Origin of the sequence: Ureibacillus chungkukjangi (genome assembly GCF_044795995.1) — a bacterium.
In the GTDB taxonomy this organism is placed as follows: Bacteria; Bacillota; Bacilli; order Bacillales_A; family Planococcaceae; genus Ureibacillus; species Ureibacillus chungkukjangi.
The window spans coordinates 2,229,560-2,246,676 of record NZ_CP085009.1; the positions used below are offsets into that span (position 1 = coordinate 2,229,560).

The 17,117-nt window shown below is 31.5% G+C and carries 14 protein-coding genes; 2 read left to right on the forward strand and 12 right to left on the reverse strand.

Going from position 1 to position 17,117, the window contains the following annotated elements; translation table 11 throughout:
* Positions 1-552: 552 nt before the first annotated feature.
* The 8 genes from LG296_RS11045 to LG296_RS11080 all read right to left on the reverse strand — a co-directional run bounded on the left by LG296_RS11045 (position 553) and on the right by LG296_RS11080 (position 11,414).
* A complete protein-coding gene (locus LG296_RS11045; protein ID WP_107937411.1) occupies positions 553-1,911 on the reverse strand; it encodes an IS1182 family transposase in 1,359 nt (452 codons plus the stop codon).
* A gap of 237 nt (positions 1,912-2,148) precedes the next feature.
* Complete coding sequence (locus LG296_RS11050) at positions 2,149-4,578, reverse strand: heavy metal translocating P-type ATPase (RefSeq protein WP_107937425.1); 2,430 nt, start codon at positions 4,576-4,578, stop codon at positions 2,149-2,151.
* Between the two features lie 71 nt (positions 4,579-4,649).
* Positions 4,650-4,856 (reverse strand): copper chaperone CopZ, encoded by a 207-nt coding sequence (copZ, locus tag LG296_RS11055; RefSeq protein WP_107937413.1) that lies wholly within the window; start codon positions 4,854-4,856, stop codon positions 4,650-4,652.
* Between the two features lie 67 nt (positions 4,857-4,923).
* A complete protein-coding gene (locus LG296_RS11060; RefSeq protein ID WP_107937415.1) occupies positions 4,924-5,256 on the reverse strand; it encodes a metal-sensitive transcriptional regulator in 333 nt (110 codons plus the stop codon).
* Positions 5,257-5,479: 223 nt separating this feature from the next.
* Positions 5,480-6,550, reverse strand: coding sequence for a DNA polymerase IV (locus tag LG296_RS11065; protein WP_107937417.1), 1,071 nt, complete (start codon positions 6,548-6,550; stop codon positions 5,480-5,482).
* 183 nt (positions 6,551-6,733) lie between these two features.
* The gene (locus LG296_RS11070) at positions 6,734-7,294 is read right to left on the reverse strand and encodes a hypothetical protein (RefSeq protein ID WP_107937418.1); all 561 of its coding nucleotides are present in this window, start codon (positions 7,292-7,294) and stop codon (positions 6,734-6,736) included.
* Positions 7,276-9,156 carry a hypothetical protein gene (locus LG296_RS11075; RefSeq protein ID WP_107937421.1) on the reverse strand — a complete coding sequence of 627 codons (1,881 nt, stop codon included), beginning with the start codon at positions 9,154-9,156 and terminating at the stop codon, positions 7,276-7,278. The genes LG296_RS11070 and LG296_RS11075 overlap by 19 nt, the downstream gene beginning before the upstream one ends.
* Entirely contained in the window at positions 9,156-11,414 is a 2,259-nt protein-coding gene (locus LG296_RS11080; RefSeq protein WP_107937423.1) for a hypothetical protein, read from the reverse strand. Before LG296_RS11080 ends, LG296_RS11075 begins: the two co-directional genes overlap by 1 nt.
* A 115-nt stretch (positions 11,415-11,529) precedes the next feature.
* On the opposite strand from LG296_RS11080, the gene LG296_RS11085 reads away from it, so the two are divergent.
* Positions 11,530-12,653, forward strand: a protein-coding gene (locus LG296_RS11085; RefSeq protein ID WP_404426987.1) for an IS3 family transposase whose coding sequence is annotated in 2 segments (ribosomal slippage) — positions 11,530-11,776 and positions 11,776-12,653 — 1,125 coding nt in all. Because the reading frame shifts where the segments join, the coding sequence is not laid out codon by codon here.
* Here LG296_RS11085 and LG296_RS11090 read toward each other — a convergent pair.
* Together LG296_RS11090 and LG296_RS11095 are read right to left on the reverse strand one after the other, a co-directional pair.
* Positions 12,634-12,885 carry a hypothetical protein gene (locus tag LG296_RS11090; RefSeq protein WP_107934914.1) on the reverse strand — a complete coding sequence of 84 codons (252 nt, stop codon included), beginning with the start codon at positions 12,883-12,885 and terminating at the stop codon, positions 12,634-12,636. The two genes, LG296_RS11085 and LG296_RS11090, sit on opposite strands and share 20 nt — an antisense overlap.
* A complete protein-coding gene (locus LG296_RS11095; protein WP_107934913.1) occupies positions 12,882-14,222 on the reverse strand; it encodes a tyrosine-type recombinase/integrase in 1,341 nt (446 codons plus the stop codon). The genes LG296_RS11090 and LG296_RS11095 overlap by 4 nt, the downstream gene beginning before the upstream one ends.
* Positions 14,223-14,487: 265 nt before the next feature.
* On the opposite strand from LG296_RS11095, the gene LG296_RS11100 reads away from it, so the two are divergent.
* Entirely contained in the window at positions 14,488-15,003 is a 516-nt protein-coding gene (locus LG296_RS11100) for a helix-turn-helix transcriptional regulator (protein WP_107934912.1), read from the forward strand.
* Positions 15,004-15,370: 367 nt separating this feature from the next.
* On the opposite strand, the gene LG296_RS11105 is transcribed toward LG296_RS11100, so the two are convergent.
* Positions 15,371-16,330: a rhodanese-related sulfurtransferase gene (locus tag LG296_RS11105; RefSeq protein WP_107934911.1), complete on the reverse strand. Its 960-nt coding sequence runs from the start codon at positions 16,328-16,330 to the stop codon at positions 15,371-15,373.
* A gap of 222 nt (positions 16,331-16,552) precedes the next feature.
* The gene (locus LG296_RS11110; protein WP_107934910.1) at positions 16,553-17,104 is read right to left on the reverse strand and encodes a 5' nucleotidase, NT5C type; all 552 of its coding nucleotides are present in this window, start codon (positions 17,102-17,104) and stop codon (positions 16,553-16,555) included.
* Positions 17,105-17,117 lie beyond the last annotated feature (13 nt).

Consider the following 17,117-nt stretch of genomic DNA (forward strand, 5'->3'; position numbering starts at 1 on the left):
ATACCAAATCTCCATAACTATTTATCTTTTATTTAGCGATTCGTTAATTTTAAAATAAAAATATGGAGAAAATGTGCAGTTTTAAAGCTGTAACATTACTTTAAATTTAGATATATAATTGTAATAAGTGAGTAAATCTTAAATTTTATCCAATTAACATCCCTGTTTAAATCAAAAGGACAATTCCAATTTTTTATTAGGGGTCATTAGTATTGAATTAAATTTGATATATTTGATAATTTTTTTAATAACCATTTTGAATCAGATATGTTAAATTGTGTAGATTCGGAGCAAGTACACGAAATATAACGCAGGTTTTAGGGGGAAAATGAGACGGAGCAGCTATGGATTCAAAATACGAGTTAAATATTCGTAACTACTTTTTAAAGAGTTTTTGTTCAAAAAAAAGAATGCCCTTATAAAAGGGCATTCCAGATTGTCGACAAAAGGCCTTCAGAATGGTCACATTCTGAAGGCCTTTTGTATTTTTGAAAGTTTTTTGGGTATTTTACAGACTTATTCTAAGTAAAAGTACTCTTCGAGTATTCTAATTTAGATCATTTCTGGAGCTTGCCATGTCCAATTAGCAAGCTTCTTTAAATTCATGGCAGCAAAAGTAAGCATCGCTTGCATGGACAATTTTTTAATCCCACGTAGGGTTGTCCATCGCATACCATGCTTTTCTTTCGCATCTGCAAAGACACGTTCAATTGTTTCTTTACGTCTCGCATATATTTGTTTGATATCACTTTGATGACGAAGGTGGTCCGCTTCTTCAACATACTCTGCCCAAATATGACGTTCAATAATTTTTCGATGATCCTTACTATTTGTACATTGAGCAAGTAAAGGACAGGTTGCACATTGAGTTGGGTTCGATTTATATTGGCGTTTACCTTCCTTAGTGGTAGTCGAGTATTTAAGGACTTGCCCTTCCGGACAAAGGTAGCAATCATAGTACTCATCATATACATAATCGTGTTTGCGCAAAAATCCATCCTTCGTTTTTGGACGTGTATAAGGTAGTGCCGGTTGAATATCTTGGTCAAATAGGAATTTCGTAATCGCAGGTGTTTTATAAGCAGCATCGGCAGCAACCGCAAGTGGCTTTTTCACTTTTTCCATTACCTTTTCAACAAGGGGTTGAAGCATATGACTATCATGAATATTCCCAGGTGTGACAATAGATCCAAGTATAAATCCATAGCGATCAGCTGCCGCATGGAATGAATAGGCAAACTGCTTCGTCCGTTCATCTTTTACATAGTAGCCACTTTCAGGGTCTGTCGTACTCTCTTTAATTTCCTTCATTTCCTCCTTATCAAATTTGTCTGGAGGAAATGGTTTCTTCCCATGATCAACTCGATCTTGGTTTAACTCTTCTTGAAGTTTTGCTTCATATGCACGAGTTTCTTTTCGTACCATCTTCTTTTCAAATTTGCGTTTATTCGCACTGGCTTTAACATGAGTTGAATCTATAAAAATATGATCGGCACTAAGTAATCCTTTATCTGCGATTTCTTTAAGAATTCTATAGAAAATCTGTTCAAAGATGTCGGTATCTTGGAAACGACGTTCATAATTTTTACCGAAGGTAGAAAAGTGAGGTACTTCCGAATGAAAACCGAAACCTAAAAACCATCGATAAGCCATATTTGTCTCGATTTCTTTTATTGTTTGTCGCATTGAACGAATGCCAAATACATATTGAACAAAAGTCATTTTGATTAATACAACTGGGTCGACACTTGGTCGACCTAAAGTAGAATATAATGGTTCTACTAGTGGATAGATGAAAGAAAAATCAATCGCCGCTTCAAGCTTTCTAACAAGATGATTCTGTGGCACAAGTTGATCAATAGTTATCATTTCAATTTGATCACGTTCATGATTATTGTTTTTCGTCATCATATCTATCACCTCTAGTAAATTTCACTGTAATTAATAATTATATTTTAAAATAAAAAAGACTGTAGGCAAACTCGAAATTTCGAGTTTGTCTACAGTCTGAAAGAATGCCCTTATAAAAGGGCATTCTTTCTTAGTCTTTTTTTAAAAGTTAATGGTATCTATGTGTAATCTTTAATTTCATAAATGGAAATTAACCCACTTTTTTTAGTACACGGTAATCAAAGTATAGTACAGAAGTTATTTTTGTAGCGTATTTCCCAATTTTACTCTTTGCAAACGTAAAGCATTGAGTACAACTGATACTGAACTAAATGCCATTGCAGCTCCAGCTACCCAGGGAGCTAGTAAACCTATTGCTGCAATTGGAATCCCAATTGTATTATAGGCAAATGCCCAAAATAAGTTTTGCTTGATATTTCTCATTGTTTTACGGCTCATTAAAATTGCATCTGCAATACTATTTAAATCGCCACGAATTAATGTAATATCCGCAGCCTCCATTGCAACGTCAGTACCTGTACCAATTGCCATGCCAATGTCCGCTGTTGCGAGTGCCGGCGCATCGTTAATACCATCACCTACCATTGCTACCCTTTTACCTTGATGCTGCAACTTATTAATTTCTTCTGCTTTACCTTCAGGAAGTACTTCTGCAATAACCGAGTCAACGCCAACCTCTTTTCCAATAGCATGAGCAGTACGTTGATTATCTCCAGTCATCATTATGACTTTAATACCCATGTTTTGTAGGCGAGATATAGCATCTTTAGATGTTTCTTTAATAGTATCTGCAACGGCTACTAAACCAGCATACTGTCCATTTATCGCAACTAACATAGCTGTTTTTCCGTTACTCTCTAGCTCCGCCATAGTTGGTTGAACTTTTTGGATATCAATACCGTATTGTTGCATCAATTTGCGTGTACCAATTACAACACCTTGACCTGAAACTGTTGCCTGTATACCATAACCAGGGATTGCCTCAAAGTATTGGACATGACCTAGTTCGATTCCTTTATCTTGTATACCTTGAACAATTGCTTGAGCCAATGGATGCTCAGATTGTTTTTCTGCAGCACCAACTAACGATAAAAATTTATTTTCATCGAGATTGGTATTTAAAAGAATATCTGTTAATACAGGTTTACCATGAGTTACTGTACCTGTTTTATCAACTACCACTGTATCAATACCTTGTGTTTGTTCTAGATGCTCTCCACCTTTAAAAAGAATTCCTAATTCAGCTGCACGTCCTGATCCAGCCATAATTGAAGTAGGCGTTGCTAAACCAAGTGCACATGGACAAGCAATTACTAGAATCGCAATTAATACTTCTAGTGCTTGCGTAAAATTACCTGGATTTATCAAGATGATCCATACTAAGAAAGTAAGAATAGCAATAGCTATTACAATAGGAACAAAAATCCCTGATATTTTATCTGCTAAACGTTGAATTGGCGCCTTAGAACCTTGCGCATCTTCTACTACTTTAATAATTTGTGCTAAAGCAGTATCTCGGCCAACTTTAGTCGCAGTCATTTTAATAAATCCATTTTTATTTATAGTCGAACCGTATAAAATATCGCCAGTATTTTTATCAACGGGTAGACTCTCACCAGTTAACATCGATTCATCAACTGCTGAAGTTCCTTCTAATACTTCACCATCCACAGGAATTTTTTCACCCGGTTTTACTAAGATGATGTCACCAGTGACTACTTCTTCTAACGGTATCTCCTTTTCAATACCATCACGAAGTACAATTGCATTTTTAGCTTGAAGTCCCATTAATTTTTTTATTGCCTCAGATGAACGTCCTTTTGCTTTTGCTTCAAATAATTTACCTAATAAGATAAGCGTAATTAATACAGCACTTGTTTCAAAATATAGTTGGGGACCATGATGTGTATCACTTCTTACGATAGTTTGGTATAAACTATAGAAATAAGCAGCTGAAGTACCCATAGCAACAAGTACATCCATATTTGCACTACCATTTCGAAGAGCTTTATAAGAACCCACATAAAACTGTTTTCCGATGATAAATTGAACTGGTGTTGCTAAAATCAATTGTACCCATGGATTCATTAATAATTCTGGAACATATAAAAATGATGTAAATGAAAAGTGTCCTACCATAGTCCACAATAACGGTAAAGATAAAATAGCTGAAATAATAAATTTACGCTGTTGATCTTTAATGTGTTTTTCTCGATAGTCCACATCTTGTTTGTCATCTTTCTTTTGGTGTGCACCATACCCTAAGTTCTCTACCTTTGCAATAATGTCAGAAATTGTTACTTCTATTGGATTAAATTCAAGTGTTGCTTTTTCAAGTGCTAAATTGACATTTGCCGTTGACACACCTGTGATTTTGTTCAAACCTTTTTCGATTCGAGTTGCACAAGCAGCACATGTCATACCAGTTATATCAAATTCTACTTTTTGTTTTACAACACTATATCCAAGAGACTTAATTTTCTTTTCGAAATCTTCTTCAGAAAGTTTTGAAGGATCATATTTAATAGATGATTTTTCAAGAGCTAAATTGACCGTTGCTTTTTCTACTCCATCCATTTTGTTGATCCCTTTTTCAATACGATTTGCACATGCAGCACAAGTCATTCCTTCAATTTGTATACTTGCTTCTTTAAAATTATTAGTCATGTTATTCACACCCATTCGATACCTCATAGGGGTATATATTTTTGAAAATTAGAGAGTGCTTAAAAGCACTCTTATTCTACCTCATATCCTTGATCTTCAATCGTCTCCTTGATTTTATCTAAAGAAACTTGTGATTCATTATACTGAATATCTACTTTAGCTTCATTTAAATTTACAATTACTTTGTTAACACCCTCTAATTTTCCAACACTTCCTTCAACAGCTTTAACACAATGACCACAAGACATTCCTTGAACATTTATAGTTACATTTTTCATATTTTTCTCTCCTTTTTTAGAATAAAATTTCAATTATACACTATAGGGGTATATAGAGCTGAAAAAATTATTTTTTCATGAGTTTTTGAATTGTTAATACTAATTCATCTAAAACTTCCTCTTCCCCTGCTGACAGGCGATCTACTACACAACCTTTTATATGACCTTCTAAAAGGATTTTCGCTACACTATTTAATGCTGATTGAGTTGCAGATAGTTGTGTAATTATGTCATCACAGTATACATCCTTTTCAATCATTCCTTTAATCCCTCTGATTTGCCCCTCTATACGATTTAAGCGAGTTGTTAAGTCCTTTTTAACACGTTCTGGATGATGACTCTTTCGACAAGACGAATCATTCCATGTATCGCAATTTACATCATTTACTAATTCGTCCATTATAAAACCTCCTATCTCGAAAAGATAATACCATACCCCGGTGTGGTATGTAAAGTTGAATTGATACATTATATGCATACTTAGTGTAGTTTGTTCTCAATCTTATAATCAAATTTTGCTCTTTAGCGCCATTTTACAAAATTAATTAAAATTTCATTTGTTTTCATAATAAAAGTCGAGGAATATTATAAAATTTAATATTTCCCGACTACCTTTAGTAAATTCAAAATAAAGTTAACTGGATAAAGCTATTTTCCCTAAAATTACTCAAACGTATACCAAATAACACAATAGGTATTTCGCTCAAATTTTCCTCGTAAAGCTTTTCTACCATGCTATATAAATCCTCAGGATTTGAAGTACCATGTTTTAAGGTAATACTTTTAGAATGTCTACCTTCTTCCCAGTGTTTTTTATAGACAATTGCAATTGTTCCAGCTCTTAAATTTTTATTAGTTAATCTACTACACAATAATTCAATCATTTTTTTTGCTAAATCCAGAATTTCTTCTGAATCAGAAGTTGGCTGGGAGAAGGTTTTTTCTTTTCCTATTGTCTTATCTCCTTTTTCTCTTATGGTATTTAGGTTATCAGAACCTTTACCTAGAGCTACTTTCTGAAGCCACTCTCCTCGAACACCAAGTATTAATTTTAAGTGAAGTGGATCGGCTTTAGCTAAATCTCCAATTGTGTATATATTATGTTTATTTAATTTCTCCTCTGTTTTTTTACCGCATCCGTGTAATTTACTTAACTTTTGTGGGTGAAAGAATGAACAAAACTGTAATTGTTCTAGATGAACATACCCAAAGGGCTTTTTTATATCCGCTGCCATTTTAGCTGATGTTTTAGTACTACTACAACCAATACTACATCCCAGAGTTAACTTAGCCCACAATATTTCTTGTATATACTTAGCTATTTTGATAGGCGCTGTTCCATTTGCAACTCTTTCTGTTATATCTACATACGCCTCATCAATACTAGCTATTTCAATGGGCCCTATTACACGTAAAAAATCCATAATTATTTTCGAATATCTACTATAAAGGGTATGGTCACGTTCTACAATAATTGCATTCGGACATTTTTTAAGTGCTTCATACATACTCATCGTAGTATATACACCCTTATCTTTAGCCTCATAACTAGCAGCAATTACCTTACCCTTATACTTATTATTTGGAGTTCCTCCAACAATAATTGGCTTATTTAATAATGAGGGATCTTCTGCTTGATGAACACTAGCAAAAAAGGAGTTCATATCCACTAGGAGAATTGTTCTTTTAGGCATAACGCGTTACCTACTCCTTAAGAAAAATCCTATTTCCAAACTGATTGTATTTACTTTTCATAATAACAAATATTTTTATCAATTAATAAAGAATAGCATTAAGCATAAAAAATAGCCCTTCTGCAAAACAGAATAAGGCTATATTAGTAATTTATATATATTACTATCTAAATTAGAAAAATGTTAATTATTATTAAAATTTAATACATTAGATATTCCAGCTTTTCTTAATAGAATTTTCAACGACTCATTTTCCTGTTGAGCTTTATACTCTCTTGAAATCAAATCTTGATTTGAAATAATTAAGCTCTTTATTTGTTGTTCAAGTTCAAATATTCTATACTCTAATATTTCTGTTTCTATTAAATGATTTTGTATTTTTTCAATAAATTCATTTAGCTCAACTAGTGATTTTTTTTGCCTTGTTAATCTATGTAAAGATAATATATCCTCCTTATCAACCTCAACAATACGACCATTGATGTATTTTTCAAGGGTATCTTTCGACTTGTATACACTACTTCGTGGAATTCCTGCTTTTTCAGCTATATTAAGTATATTTAACTTGTTATTTTTAATCTCTTTATATATCTCTTTTTGTTTTTCAATATTTTGTTGAATGTAATATTCTGCTTTAAACAGTTGTTCCTTTAATTTAGGACTTAATCCTTCATAATCACCGTTATTTATTTCTAACTTTTTCACTTCACTTATAACTATCTCGACTATATTTTTTTCAACCATTCACTACATTCCAGTACAAGTTCATCTACCTCTTTCAATTGTTTTAATATAGGTTCTAAATGAGGATTATCTTTAACTAGATTGGTTGTTCCGTTAATTTCTATTTGTTTTTTTAATAGTTCATATTCTGGAATAAACTTTTCATTAAAAAAATAGCTGAAAGCTTTTGATTGTATTTCAAATTCCCGTAGATATCGGGTGTCATTATCTGATACTTTCTTATTATGTTTTACAAGTTCGAGTTTTGTTATAAGTCTCCTATTAGTTAAATTGAAGTTTATAATATCAGGTACATGTGGTCTTAAATAAAACCATCTTTCTAATTGATTAAGCTTTTCCTGTCTTTCACATAACTTCGCCATAGCACTTGTACAAAAGCCAATTTCACTATCTAAAATAGGTGTATTTTGAAACACACTTATAATATGATTCAAATCTTTATAAATTTTTAATTTGTTTCTCTTTAAAAACTTATTTATAGTATTATATGCTTCAATATAATATGGATCATCTAGTTCTTTTCGAATTTCATCATCAAATATTCTTGTTTTTTCAGTTTCTAATAAATCACTTTGTTTCGAACTTCTCTTCAAAATTGTTTCTTCTATAATTTTATTATCATCTCTAAAATAATGCATGGTCATTTCTTCTTCTAAATGATTCATGTGTTTTTTTATCCATTGTAGATTTATCCCTGGTTTTTTTCTTAAATAATTGCAGACTGCTACTCTATACTGGTGGGCATTAACTTTTAAAAAAACTTTCCCAATATCTTCTGAGGTGAAATTTCTCATATTATTTACCAGATTATCTGTTACTTCTATTTTAGCAACTTGATTCATTTCAATTTCTGAAAGTGTATCCATTCCAATTATTTCCTGGTTCCTTATAAAAAATCTAAGTGAATTAGTACCCCAAGCAGTACTACTGTACGCACCACCTTCAGGGTTAGGGTATAAATATTTACTACCATTTTTTCTACGAATCTCACCCAATTCCTCCAATTTTTTATATGCCTTAATAGCTAATGATGTCATAAAAGTAATAGTCCATTTACCATCTTCAGTACCAGTAGTTTTATAAGTCCAAAATTCAAGTTTAACTGACTTTTTCTTTCCATTAAATATCTCTTCCTCTTTTAACCTTCCAATTTCAAGCAAGAGAGCTTCACCTATTCTTAAACCTATTTGTGAAAGAAGAATAATTAATCCAGCTGTCATTCTATCAACCAAATTAATATCTTCATTTTCTAAATCTCTAATTGCTTGTTGAAGTATCGCTTTAAACACTCTATCTGGTATATTTGGAGTTTTCCCATTTTCAATTTCATATTGTACCTTATGCATGTCTCTAGGAGTAAATAAGCTTCTGAGATCATTTAAATTAAATGCATTATCTTTATGTTCAATCTCTATAAGATATTCTTTAATGCTAAATTGTATATGATATCTATACCTTTCATATTCATATTTTTTAAGGTAGTTTTGAATAATTTGATCATAGATTGCAGTTGGAACTGTAATATGCACTTCATTTTCTAAGTATTTAATAAAATTCTTAATTCTACAATATTTACCATAAATGGTACTAGCCCGTATTTCCCCACTATATAATAGTCTTATTATTAATTTTTTTAAATAATACTTAAAGATATTAGATTTTAAATCATTAAATTTGTATATAGTATGTGTTTTTTTAATAGTCTCTTTTTTCATCAGGTTTGAAAAATCCCAATAATCGTCTCTAAAATTAATTCCTTCTACAATCTCATATGATATATCTAAATAATCACTTGTATTCAAATCTATTGCTTCGTTAAAACTTTCATTTTTCAAACTTGTCGTTAGTTTTGTTAGATTCATTAAAGAATATTCTCCTTTTGAAAATGCAAAATTTCTGTTAAATAAGAACCATATAATTCAACTAACGAATTATAATACCTTTTTTCATTTATAGTCTCAGCTTCTTCTTCTTTTTCATGATAAAAATTCATATACCTTTCAAATATATCCACTCTATCTGAGGAAGTTACAAATTTCCTACATGTCAAACATAAATATTCACTATCTACTGACCCTTCATATACCTCATTTTGCTTAATGCAGTTCTTGCTATTGCAAGCTCCTGCCCCTGACACTACTTGTTGTAATTTTTCTATTTCCATTTCATTATCAACAATACTTCCATCTACTTCTCTACCGCCTATAGTAATCATATAAGTAGCTTCTAAATAATCCTTGTCGAGTTGTTTTCTATAGGAATTAGCTGCAACCCTTGCTGTATTACCTGAAATCTGAGCAGCTATAGCTGGGGTAATATTACCAGACTCAACTTGCTTCCATGCACTATCTATAAAAGTATCTCTAGCATCATTGGGTTCGTATCGAGTTCTTATTCTGCCGGCTTTGTGAAGCGATTTAATGATATTTTTAAAATTCAACCTATATTTCGCGTAGACTCTACCTATCCTTCTATTTGACATTCTTTTAGTAGGGAACATTGTTAGAAATACGTATCCTTTATTGTCTAATGTTGCTTCATCATTATATTCCTCAGTAAGGTCTATAGCTTTTTGAATTAATTGGATATCTTCTACTAATAGATAGGTGGGAACACTTTCACCGTTGGATGTTTTTGATATATAGCTAATCTCACCTATGCCCATTGATTCACTAATTGACTTTATGCAGTCTCTTTTTAAATTGCAAATCTCTCCTAAACGGAGTTTAGTTTGACATGACAAGGAAAAAATAATGTTAATAAGTTCCGAATCAATTTGTTCATCAACAGTTTTTGAATTTTCTTTAAGCTTTATAAATTCATTTTTTATTTCTTTAAAATCATCCGCTTCAAATGGGTTTCCACCATCTAAACGACTAGTTTTCACTTTCAAATTTTGAATTGTTAGTTCTGGAATATTATATTTTTCTTGATAAAATCGTAGATACTGTTTAATCTGATTAATTGTTTGTAAATAAGTACTTTCCTTTAATGTTTCTCCCTTATTTGTTTTGCGATTTTTAAGTGTTACACAATAAAGTAAAAGAAAATCGTCAAGTAAGGATAGTTTATTATTGTAGAAAGTTGTGAGTTTCTCAAACTCCTTTCGATATTTATCAAATTCATTTAGGAAATTAATTAACCTTGGCACGACCCCTTTTAATACAGAATGGCTATTTTTATAATTCCAGATATATGTTTTCAATTCATCTCTTAGATACTTGTTTTTAACTTCTGTGAAATTAATATAATAATTACTCCTACTTAATTCAGAAGTAAATTTCTCTTTATTGTTTGGTACTACACACCATTTATTACTTAAAGGAATTGGTTCAAACGGTGAAAGAACTAATATTTCATAACCTAATTCTATATGAGTTAGCATTTTATTATAGAATAAGAAATCCCTACGGAATATACCTTTATCAAGTATACTGACACCATTTTTTTTTATAGATATTTCATCTATGTATAAATAAAATTTAATTAAGTAAGCACCAGAATTAAACGACTTAGCATTCACTTCTCTATCTAGTTTCTTAAAAAATTTATATTGTTTTATAAACTTAGAAGGATTAAAATATGCCAGTGTATTTAATTGCTGAATATCATCAACTTTTTCCGATATATCTTCCTTTATAAATACATCTCCTTTTAAACTCTCCTCAAAAAAGTAAAAAAAAGCTCGTGAACAGACGTGATTTATTCTTTCTTTTGGTGTTGTAAAAGAGTCCTCATAGACTAAATTACTAATACAATGTAAGGTGAATTGTTCAAATAATTTAAACAAGAAGGTGTTATTAGTGTTAAAATTTATATTTACCAACCGTGAGGCTACACTTTTTTTATCATCAATCAGTAATTGATAAATATTTTCAGGGTTACTACATTTAGGGTAATTAGTATAAAAAAAAGCACCTTCTCTAATCTTTGAATACGGTATTACATAGCGGACTTCTCTATTAATAAGTAAATGTTTAATTTTATTTATATTTTCTTCTTCTAATAAAAAATTATTAGCAACATAAAGGTAGAAATTTATTATCATATTTCTTATTACTTTTGAAAAATTATTGGTATTATCTTTAATTTCAATCATTTCATTTAACCGTTGCATCATATCACAGAATTTATACCAATTTATTTCGCTAGTGTTTTGAATCGGCTACACTAAGTTGGACAGATACTATAAGGGCTAGTAGACTTAACATACTAACCTAAGGGAGCGTGCTACTATGTCACGTCAACGTCGAACTTTTACACCAGAATTTAAACTTCAATTAGTCAAGCTTTATGAAAATGGAAAGTCTCGTGCAGATATCTGTAGAGAATATGAAATCACGCCATCTGCATTAGATCGCTGGATTAAAAACCATCAAGAAACTGGGGCCTTCACTGCGAAAGAGAACCGTACTGATGAAGAAAATGAGTTAATAAAATTACGTAAAGAAAATCAACGTTTAATGATGGAGAATGACATTTTAAAGCAAGCAGCGCTGATCATGGGACGAAAATAGATGTGATTCGAAATAACGCTCACAAATATTCAATATCAGCAATGTGTAACGTCCTCAACATCGCCAAAAGCACATACTATTATCATGCCAATTTGAGTGAAAAAGAAGCACATAACACAGAGGAAGTAGAACTTTCCAACGAGATTGAACGACTCTTTAAAGAAAGCCGTAGTAACTATGGTACTCGTAAACTAAAAGTAGAATTAAAGAAGCAGAAGATGGTAGTTTCTAGACGTCGAATCGGTCGAATCATGAAACAATTAGGACTGGTATCAAAGTATACCGTGGCACAATACAAGCCGTATAAACAAACCTGTAATGAAGCACCCATCAAAAATGAGTTACATCGTCAGTTTAAACAAGAAGAGCAATTAGCTGTAGTTGTAAGTGATTTAACATACGTCCGTGTTGAGAAAAAATGGCACTATGTATGCTTATTTGTCGACCTTTTCAACCGTGAAATTATTGGTCACAGTGCCGGTCCTAATAAGACAGCAGCCCTTGTGTATCAAGCATTAGCCAGCATTAAAGGGAATTTACATAACATCAAGATGTTCCATACAGACCGTGGAAAAGAGTTTGATAACAAACTAATTTCAGAGGCACTAGAAACATTTGGGATTCAAAGATCATTAAGTATGAAGGGTTGTCCCTATGATAACGCCGTGGCCGAAGCGATGTTCAAAGTATTTAAAACCGAATTCGCAAACGGAGCACACTTCGCTTCTCTTGAACAGCTCGCTCTTGAACTTAATGATTATGTTCATTGGTTCAATAACATTCGAATTCACGGAACACTAGGTTATTTATCGCCAGTGGAATTCAAGAACAGGTCCTTATAAAGATTGTCCAGTTTAGTGTTGACATTCCATTTTCTATATATTCATTAACTAATTGTATTAACTTTTTACTAGCAAACATGTACTTCTCTCTTTCCTTACCTGATCCTACACTCTCTAATAATGGGAAATAACCTTCGATATAACCTTTTAAAAGGAGAATAAGATTTTCATCTTTATCCCGTAAGGTATTAATCTCTTCATAAAGAATTTGTTTATAAAAATAATTTGTCATTTCAAACCTCGATTTTCTAAGTTTACTTTTTGATTTTTTAAAATACTCGCTTGATCTTCAGGAGTCGGATTATAATAAATTTTTACGCTATGCGGTCCAGAATGCCGTAATGCCTTGTATAATCTCATTTCATCATAACCTTCGGAAATTTTTTTCATTGCAAATCCATGCCTAAAACGATGACTTAAATTATTTTTTTTCGTTTCTTTATCAGTTTTTATTCCTACTAGTTCAAAGATTTGCTTTATCCTATAACCCCAACCAGAAGCAGTTAAGGGAGTGTAATTTTGTTGATTTAAAAACAAATATTGATTTTCCCTAACATTATTGTTTTCAGAAACTTTGTCGGCTTTAGATTTATTTTTAAGGTTCTCTAGTTTTTTTTTGGATTTATTGAAAATAATTTCATCTCTAGATTCTTCATAATACTCTTCAATTAAATCTATAAGTTCTTCATCTTCTATAAGGATTGTCCATAATCCAATACCTTCCCAGCTGTAATACTCTTTTGTATAATCTTCACTTTTTTGAGGGACCATCAATCTTTTAGCATGTTGGAAACTTTTATCAGTTATTCTATTTCTTAATTTAAGGACAAAGTAACCAAGATCATTCTTATCAAAATCGATATCTTCAATTGTTAAACCTAAAACTTCACCAATTCTAAGACCATATTGGTACATCAACATAACAATGATCCTATCTCTTATCGAGAATTTATCATCAATAATTTCTAATATTTTTTGATATTCATTTTCTCTAATATATTTAGGTAAAACTGTAATTTTTAAAGCTTTAGGATTTACACTATATTTTTCGGTTTTATATACACTTGTATCATGTTGATAGTTTTGAACTAATGTTTTTTTAAACAAAGGACCTTCTCTAATATTAAAAATTACATCATAAAATTCTCTGTAGACTGACAAATAAGGTCGTAAAGTAGAATGTTTCCTCTCCAATTTAAAATCAAAATCTAAGATATTACCATTTTGTTTCCCTCCTTTTAAGAATTTGAGTAGCTTATTAAGGTTCTCATTATCGATTCCGTCCCTATAATTATTTAACTGGAATAAACTAATATACGAATAAAATATTTTTAATGCTGAAAAAGCTTGCTCACGCTTTTTAATACTGGAATCCTCTAATGAAAAATTAAGAAATTTATTTGCTTCCTTAATACTAACCCCATTTATATCCGTAATTATGTAATACACTTTCCCTTTATATTCTTTTACAAATCCAACAGCGCCAGTCCTTTGAATCATCTTACTATCGCTATCATATCTTTCGTAAATTGTACCTACTGCTGTTTCTATTTTTTTTATTAAGCCCACCGAATCTTTCCTTTCTTACCTTGATTATTTTTACAAATTATGAAGAGTGAATTTCAAGTCTAAAAATTTTTTATACTTAAAAATCATAATTTTCTAAAAAAATGTGTTCGCACCGGTTCTTTTTGGTGCATTTCGGTGCATATTGGTGTTTTAAATTATTTTATTTATAAATGTATATTTAGTCAATAATATTTTAGATTGAAAAACTGTCTAATTTAATCTTTCTATTTTATAATTTATCTATTAGCGTTACAGGAGGCTTTAGATGAATGCTTTAGGGGAAAAAATTATGATTTCTAGAAAAGTGAAAGGTCTTAGTTTAAGGGAATTAGGAAATCGAATAGGTATGAGTCACTCACAATTAAGTAGAGTAGAGAGAGGCGTAAGTAATCCTTCGAATAGTTTATTAAAAAAAATAGCAGATGAACTTGAACTAAAGGTTGAGGAGCTCTTATTACTAAATAATCCGGATTCTTTAATTATTGAAACGAAAGATATTAATTTGAAAAATAAAATAAAATCTATATCCATAAGACGCTATGAAGTTTTTGTTAGGGATAATTTTATTTGTCAGGCTTGTGGATTATCTGCCCCTTCAACTCAATTGATAGTAGCAAATATAATACCTTTCTCTTTAGGAGGAGAATCAACAATTGAAAATTCAATAACATTATGTTCAGATTGCCATATAGGGAGAAATAACCATTTAAGTAAATTTGGACTAGAGGATGACGTTTTTGTAAAACGTTTTAATATAGATATAAATGATTTTATTGATTAGAAAAAAATATAAATAACAAATATTATTGCACTTATTTATAGATTGACATACAAGACACCCTATTCATTTTGAAAGGGTGTTATTTCATAATAAATATTTAAAAATTATTTAGACATATTTTCACTCACCATAATAATTCACAATTAAATTCAAAAAATATTTCATATACATAGATTAATAGAATTAAAGACACTTTCTTCACTATTCATATGACATGTAATATAATACGCGCCTTCGTCATGCCCTTCACCTCACATTATCTCGTTAATTATCTTAAATATTATCATATTTCTAGTTGTAGATGCATTTTAACAATAGTATGTAAAAAATGGTGAGGAAAAAATCTCCCCACCATTCATGCTATCTATTATGCGTTTACTTCTTGCTCCTCAAGCCATTTTAACTGTTGTTGAACGAATTCTTCAGTCAAATTATGTCTTTCAATGAAACGATTGCGTTCATGTTTTGAACATTCAATTGTGCAACCGCCTAAATGTTTTAATTCATTTTCTTCTGAACTAATAATTTGTTTGTTACAATCTGGGTTTCCACAGTTAATATAACGCTCACAAGGTGTACCATCAAAATGATCTCTTCCGACGATTACATGCTCTACTTGGTTAATAGGCACTGTTAAGCGCTCGTCAAATACGTACATTTGACCATCCCAAAGCTGACCTTTTGCAACAGGGTCTTTACCGTAAGTAGCAACTCCACCATGCAATTGACCAACATCTTCACCGATTCCCTCACGCTTTAACCAGCCAGAGAATTTTTCACAGCGGATACCACCTGTGCAATATGTTAACACTCGTTTTCCTTCAAATAATTCACGGTTATCACGTACCCATTGTGGTGTATCTCGGAATGTTTCTACTTCCGGACGAATCGCACCACGGAAGTGACCCACATCATATTCATAAGTATTACGAACGTCTAGTACTACTGTATTATCATCTTGCATTTCATTTAAGAATTCTTCTGGAGATAAATATCGACCAGTAATTTCATGTGGATTCACATCATCCTCTAAGCTTAGGTTTACAAGCTCTGGACGTGGACGAACATGCATTTTTTTGAAAGCATGATTGTCAGCTTCATCAATTTTGAAGACAATTCCTTTAAATAATGGATGATTCTTCATCATTTCCATGTAAGCATTTGTATCTTCAATCGTACCTGAAACAGTACCATTGATACCTTCATTTGCTGCTAGAATACGACCTTTTAGATTCATCTCTTTACATACCTTTAAATGTTCGGCTGAGAAAGCAGCTGGATCTTCAATTGTCGTATAATGATAATAAAGTAAAACTCTGTAATTCATTTATATTCCACCTATCATTTATATTTGCAAGATATATTGATAGTATATCTTTTGTCATTGAATGGCCCTATCTTAAACAATAAAACCAAATAAAAACAGCGGATATAATTATATACCACACTGCCAGACGATGCAAGAAAACTTTCGATTTCAATACATCAGGATATCAATATATCATAAAAATATGATTTATTCCATCGCAACTAAGATATCTCGAATATTTTAATATGAAAAATCCGTCCATTCCTTTACTCTCGGTATACTCACTTGTTGATTATAGGATTGGTCCTTCACATAAATACTTGTTGTAATCTCCTTTAATGTATCAAGAACTGCAGGCTTGTCATCAAAGTAGTAATCTAAATTTAATTGTTTTATAATATCGATTTTTTCTTGGTCCTGCATACCACAGAAAAAACGCTCATCATGTACGGGAAATCCTTTGTCCTTCACCCATTGTCGTGTTTTTTGACAGTATCCTTTGGGACGAGATGTAATATAAAAGATTTCATGTCCCTCACGTTCAAGTTGGTTTAACAGCTCTATTGCTCCAACAAAAGCTGGACAATCCGTGAAGTAGATTTCCTCTAATAAGCTGTTCCACATCTTGCCGCCAGCTACGCTATCTAATCCAAATGCTTCATGGATTTCTACTGTTTTTAATTCACGAAATATTTCAAGCCCAATACTTTGATTGAGCTTTCGATTATAAATATGAAATGCATGCTCTCTTAAATTAATGAGTGTATCATCAATATCAAAACCAAATCTCACAAAAAGCTCCTAC

Bases quoted from the DNA above. Each gene is read 5' to 3' on its own strand.
- LG296_RS11045 (WP_107937411.1), bottom strand. From the start codon at position 1,911: ATGATGACGAAAAACAATAATCATGAACGTGATCAAATTGAAATGATA.
- LG296_RS11050 (WP_107937425.1), bottom strand. From the start codon at position 4,578: ATGACTAATAATTTTAAAGAAGCAAGTATACAAATTGAAGGAATGACT.
- copZ (WP_107937413.1), bottom strand. From the start codon at position 4,856: ATGAAAAATGTAACTATAAATGTTCAAGGAATGTCTTGTGGTCATTGT.
- LG296_RS11060 (WP_107937415.1), bottom strand. From the start codon at position 5,256: ATGGACGAATTAGTAAATGATGTAAATTGCGATACATGGAATGATTCG.
- LG296_RS11065 (WP_107937417.1), bottom strand. From the start codon at position 6,550: ATGCCTAAAAGAACAATTCTCCTAGTGGATATGAACTCCTTTTTTGCT.
- LG296_RS11070 (WP_107937418.1), bottom strand. From the start codon at position 7,294: ATGGTTGAAAAAAATATAGTCGAGATAGTTATAAGTGAAGTGAAAAAG.
- LG296_RS11075 (WP_107937421.1), bottom strand. From the start codon at position 9,156: ATGAATCTAACAAAACTAACGACAAGTTTGAAAAATGAAAGTTTTAAC.
- LG296_RS11080 (WP_107937423.1), bottom strand. From the start codon at position 11,414: ATGATGCAACGGTTAAATGAAATGATTGAAATTAAAGATAATACCAAT.
- LG296_RS11090 (WP_107934914.1), bottom strand. From the start codon at position 12,885: ATGACAAATTATTTTTATAAACAAATTCTTTATGAAGAGATTAATACC.
- LG296_RS11100 (WP_107934912.1), top strand. From the start codon at position 14,488: ATGAATGCTTTAGGGGAAAAAATTATGATTTCTAGAAAAGTGAAAGGT.
- LG296_RS11105 (WP_107934911.1), bottom strand. From the start codon at position 16,330: ATGAATTACAGAGTTTTACTTTATTATCATTATACGACAATTGAAGAT.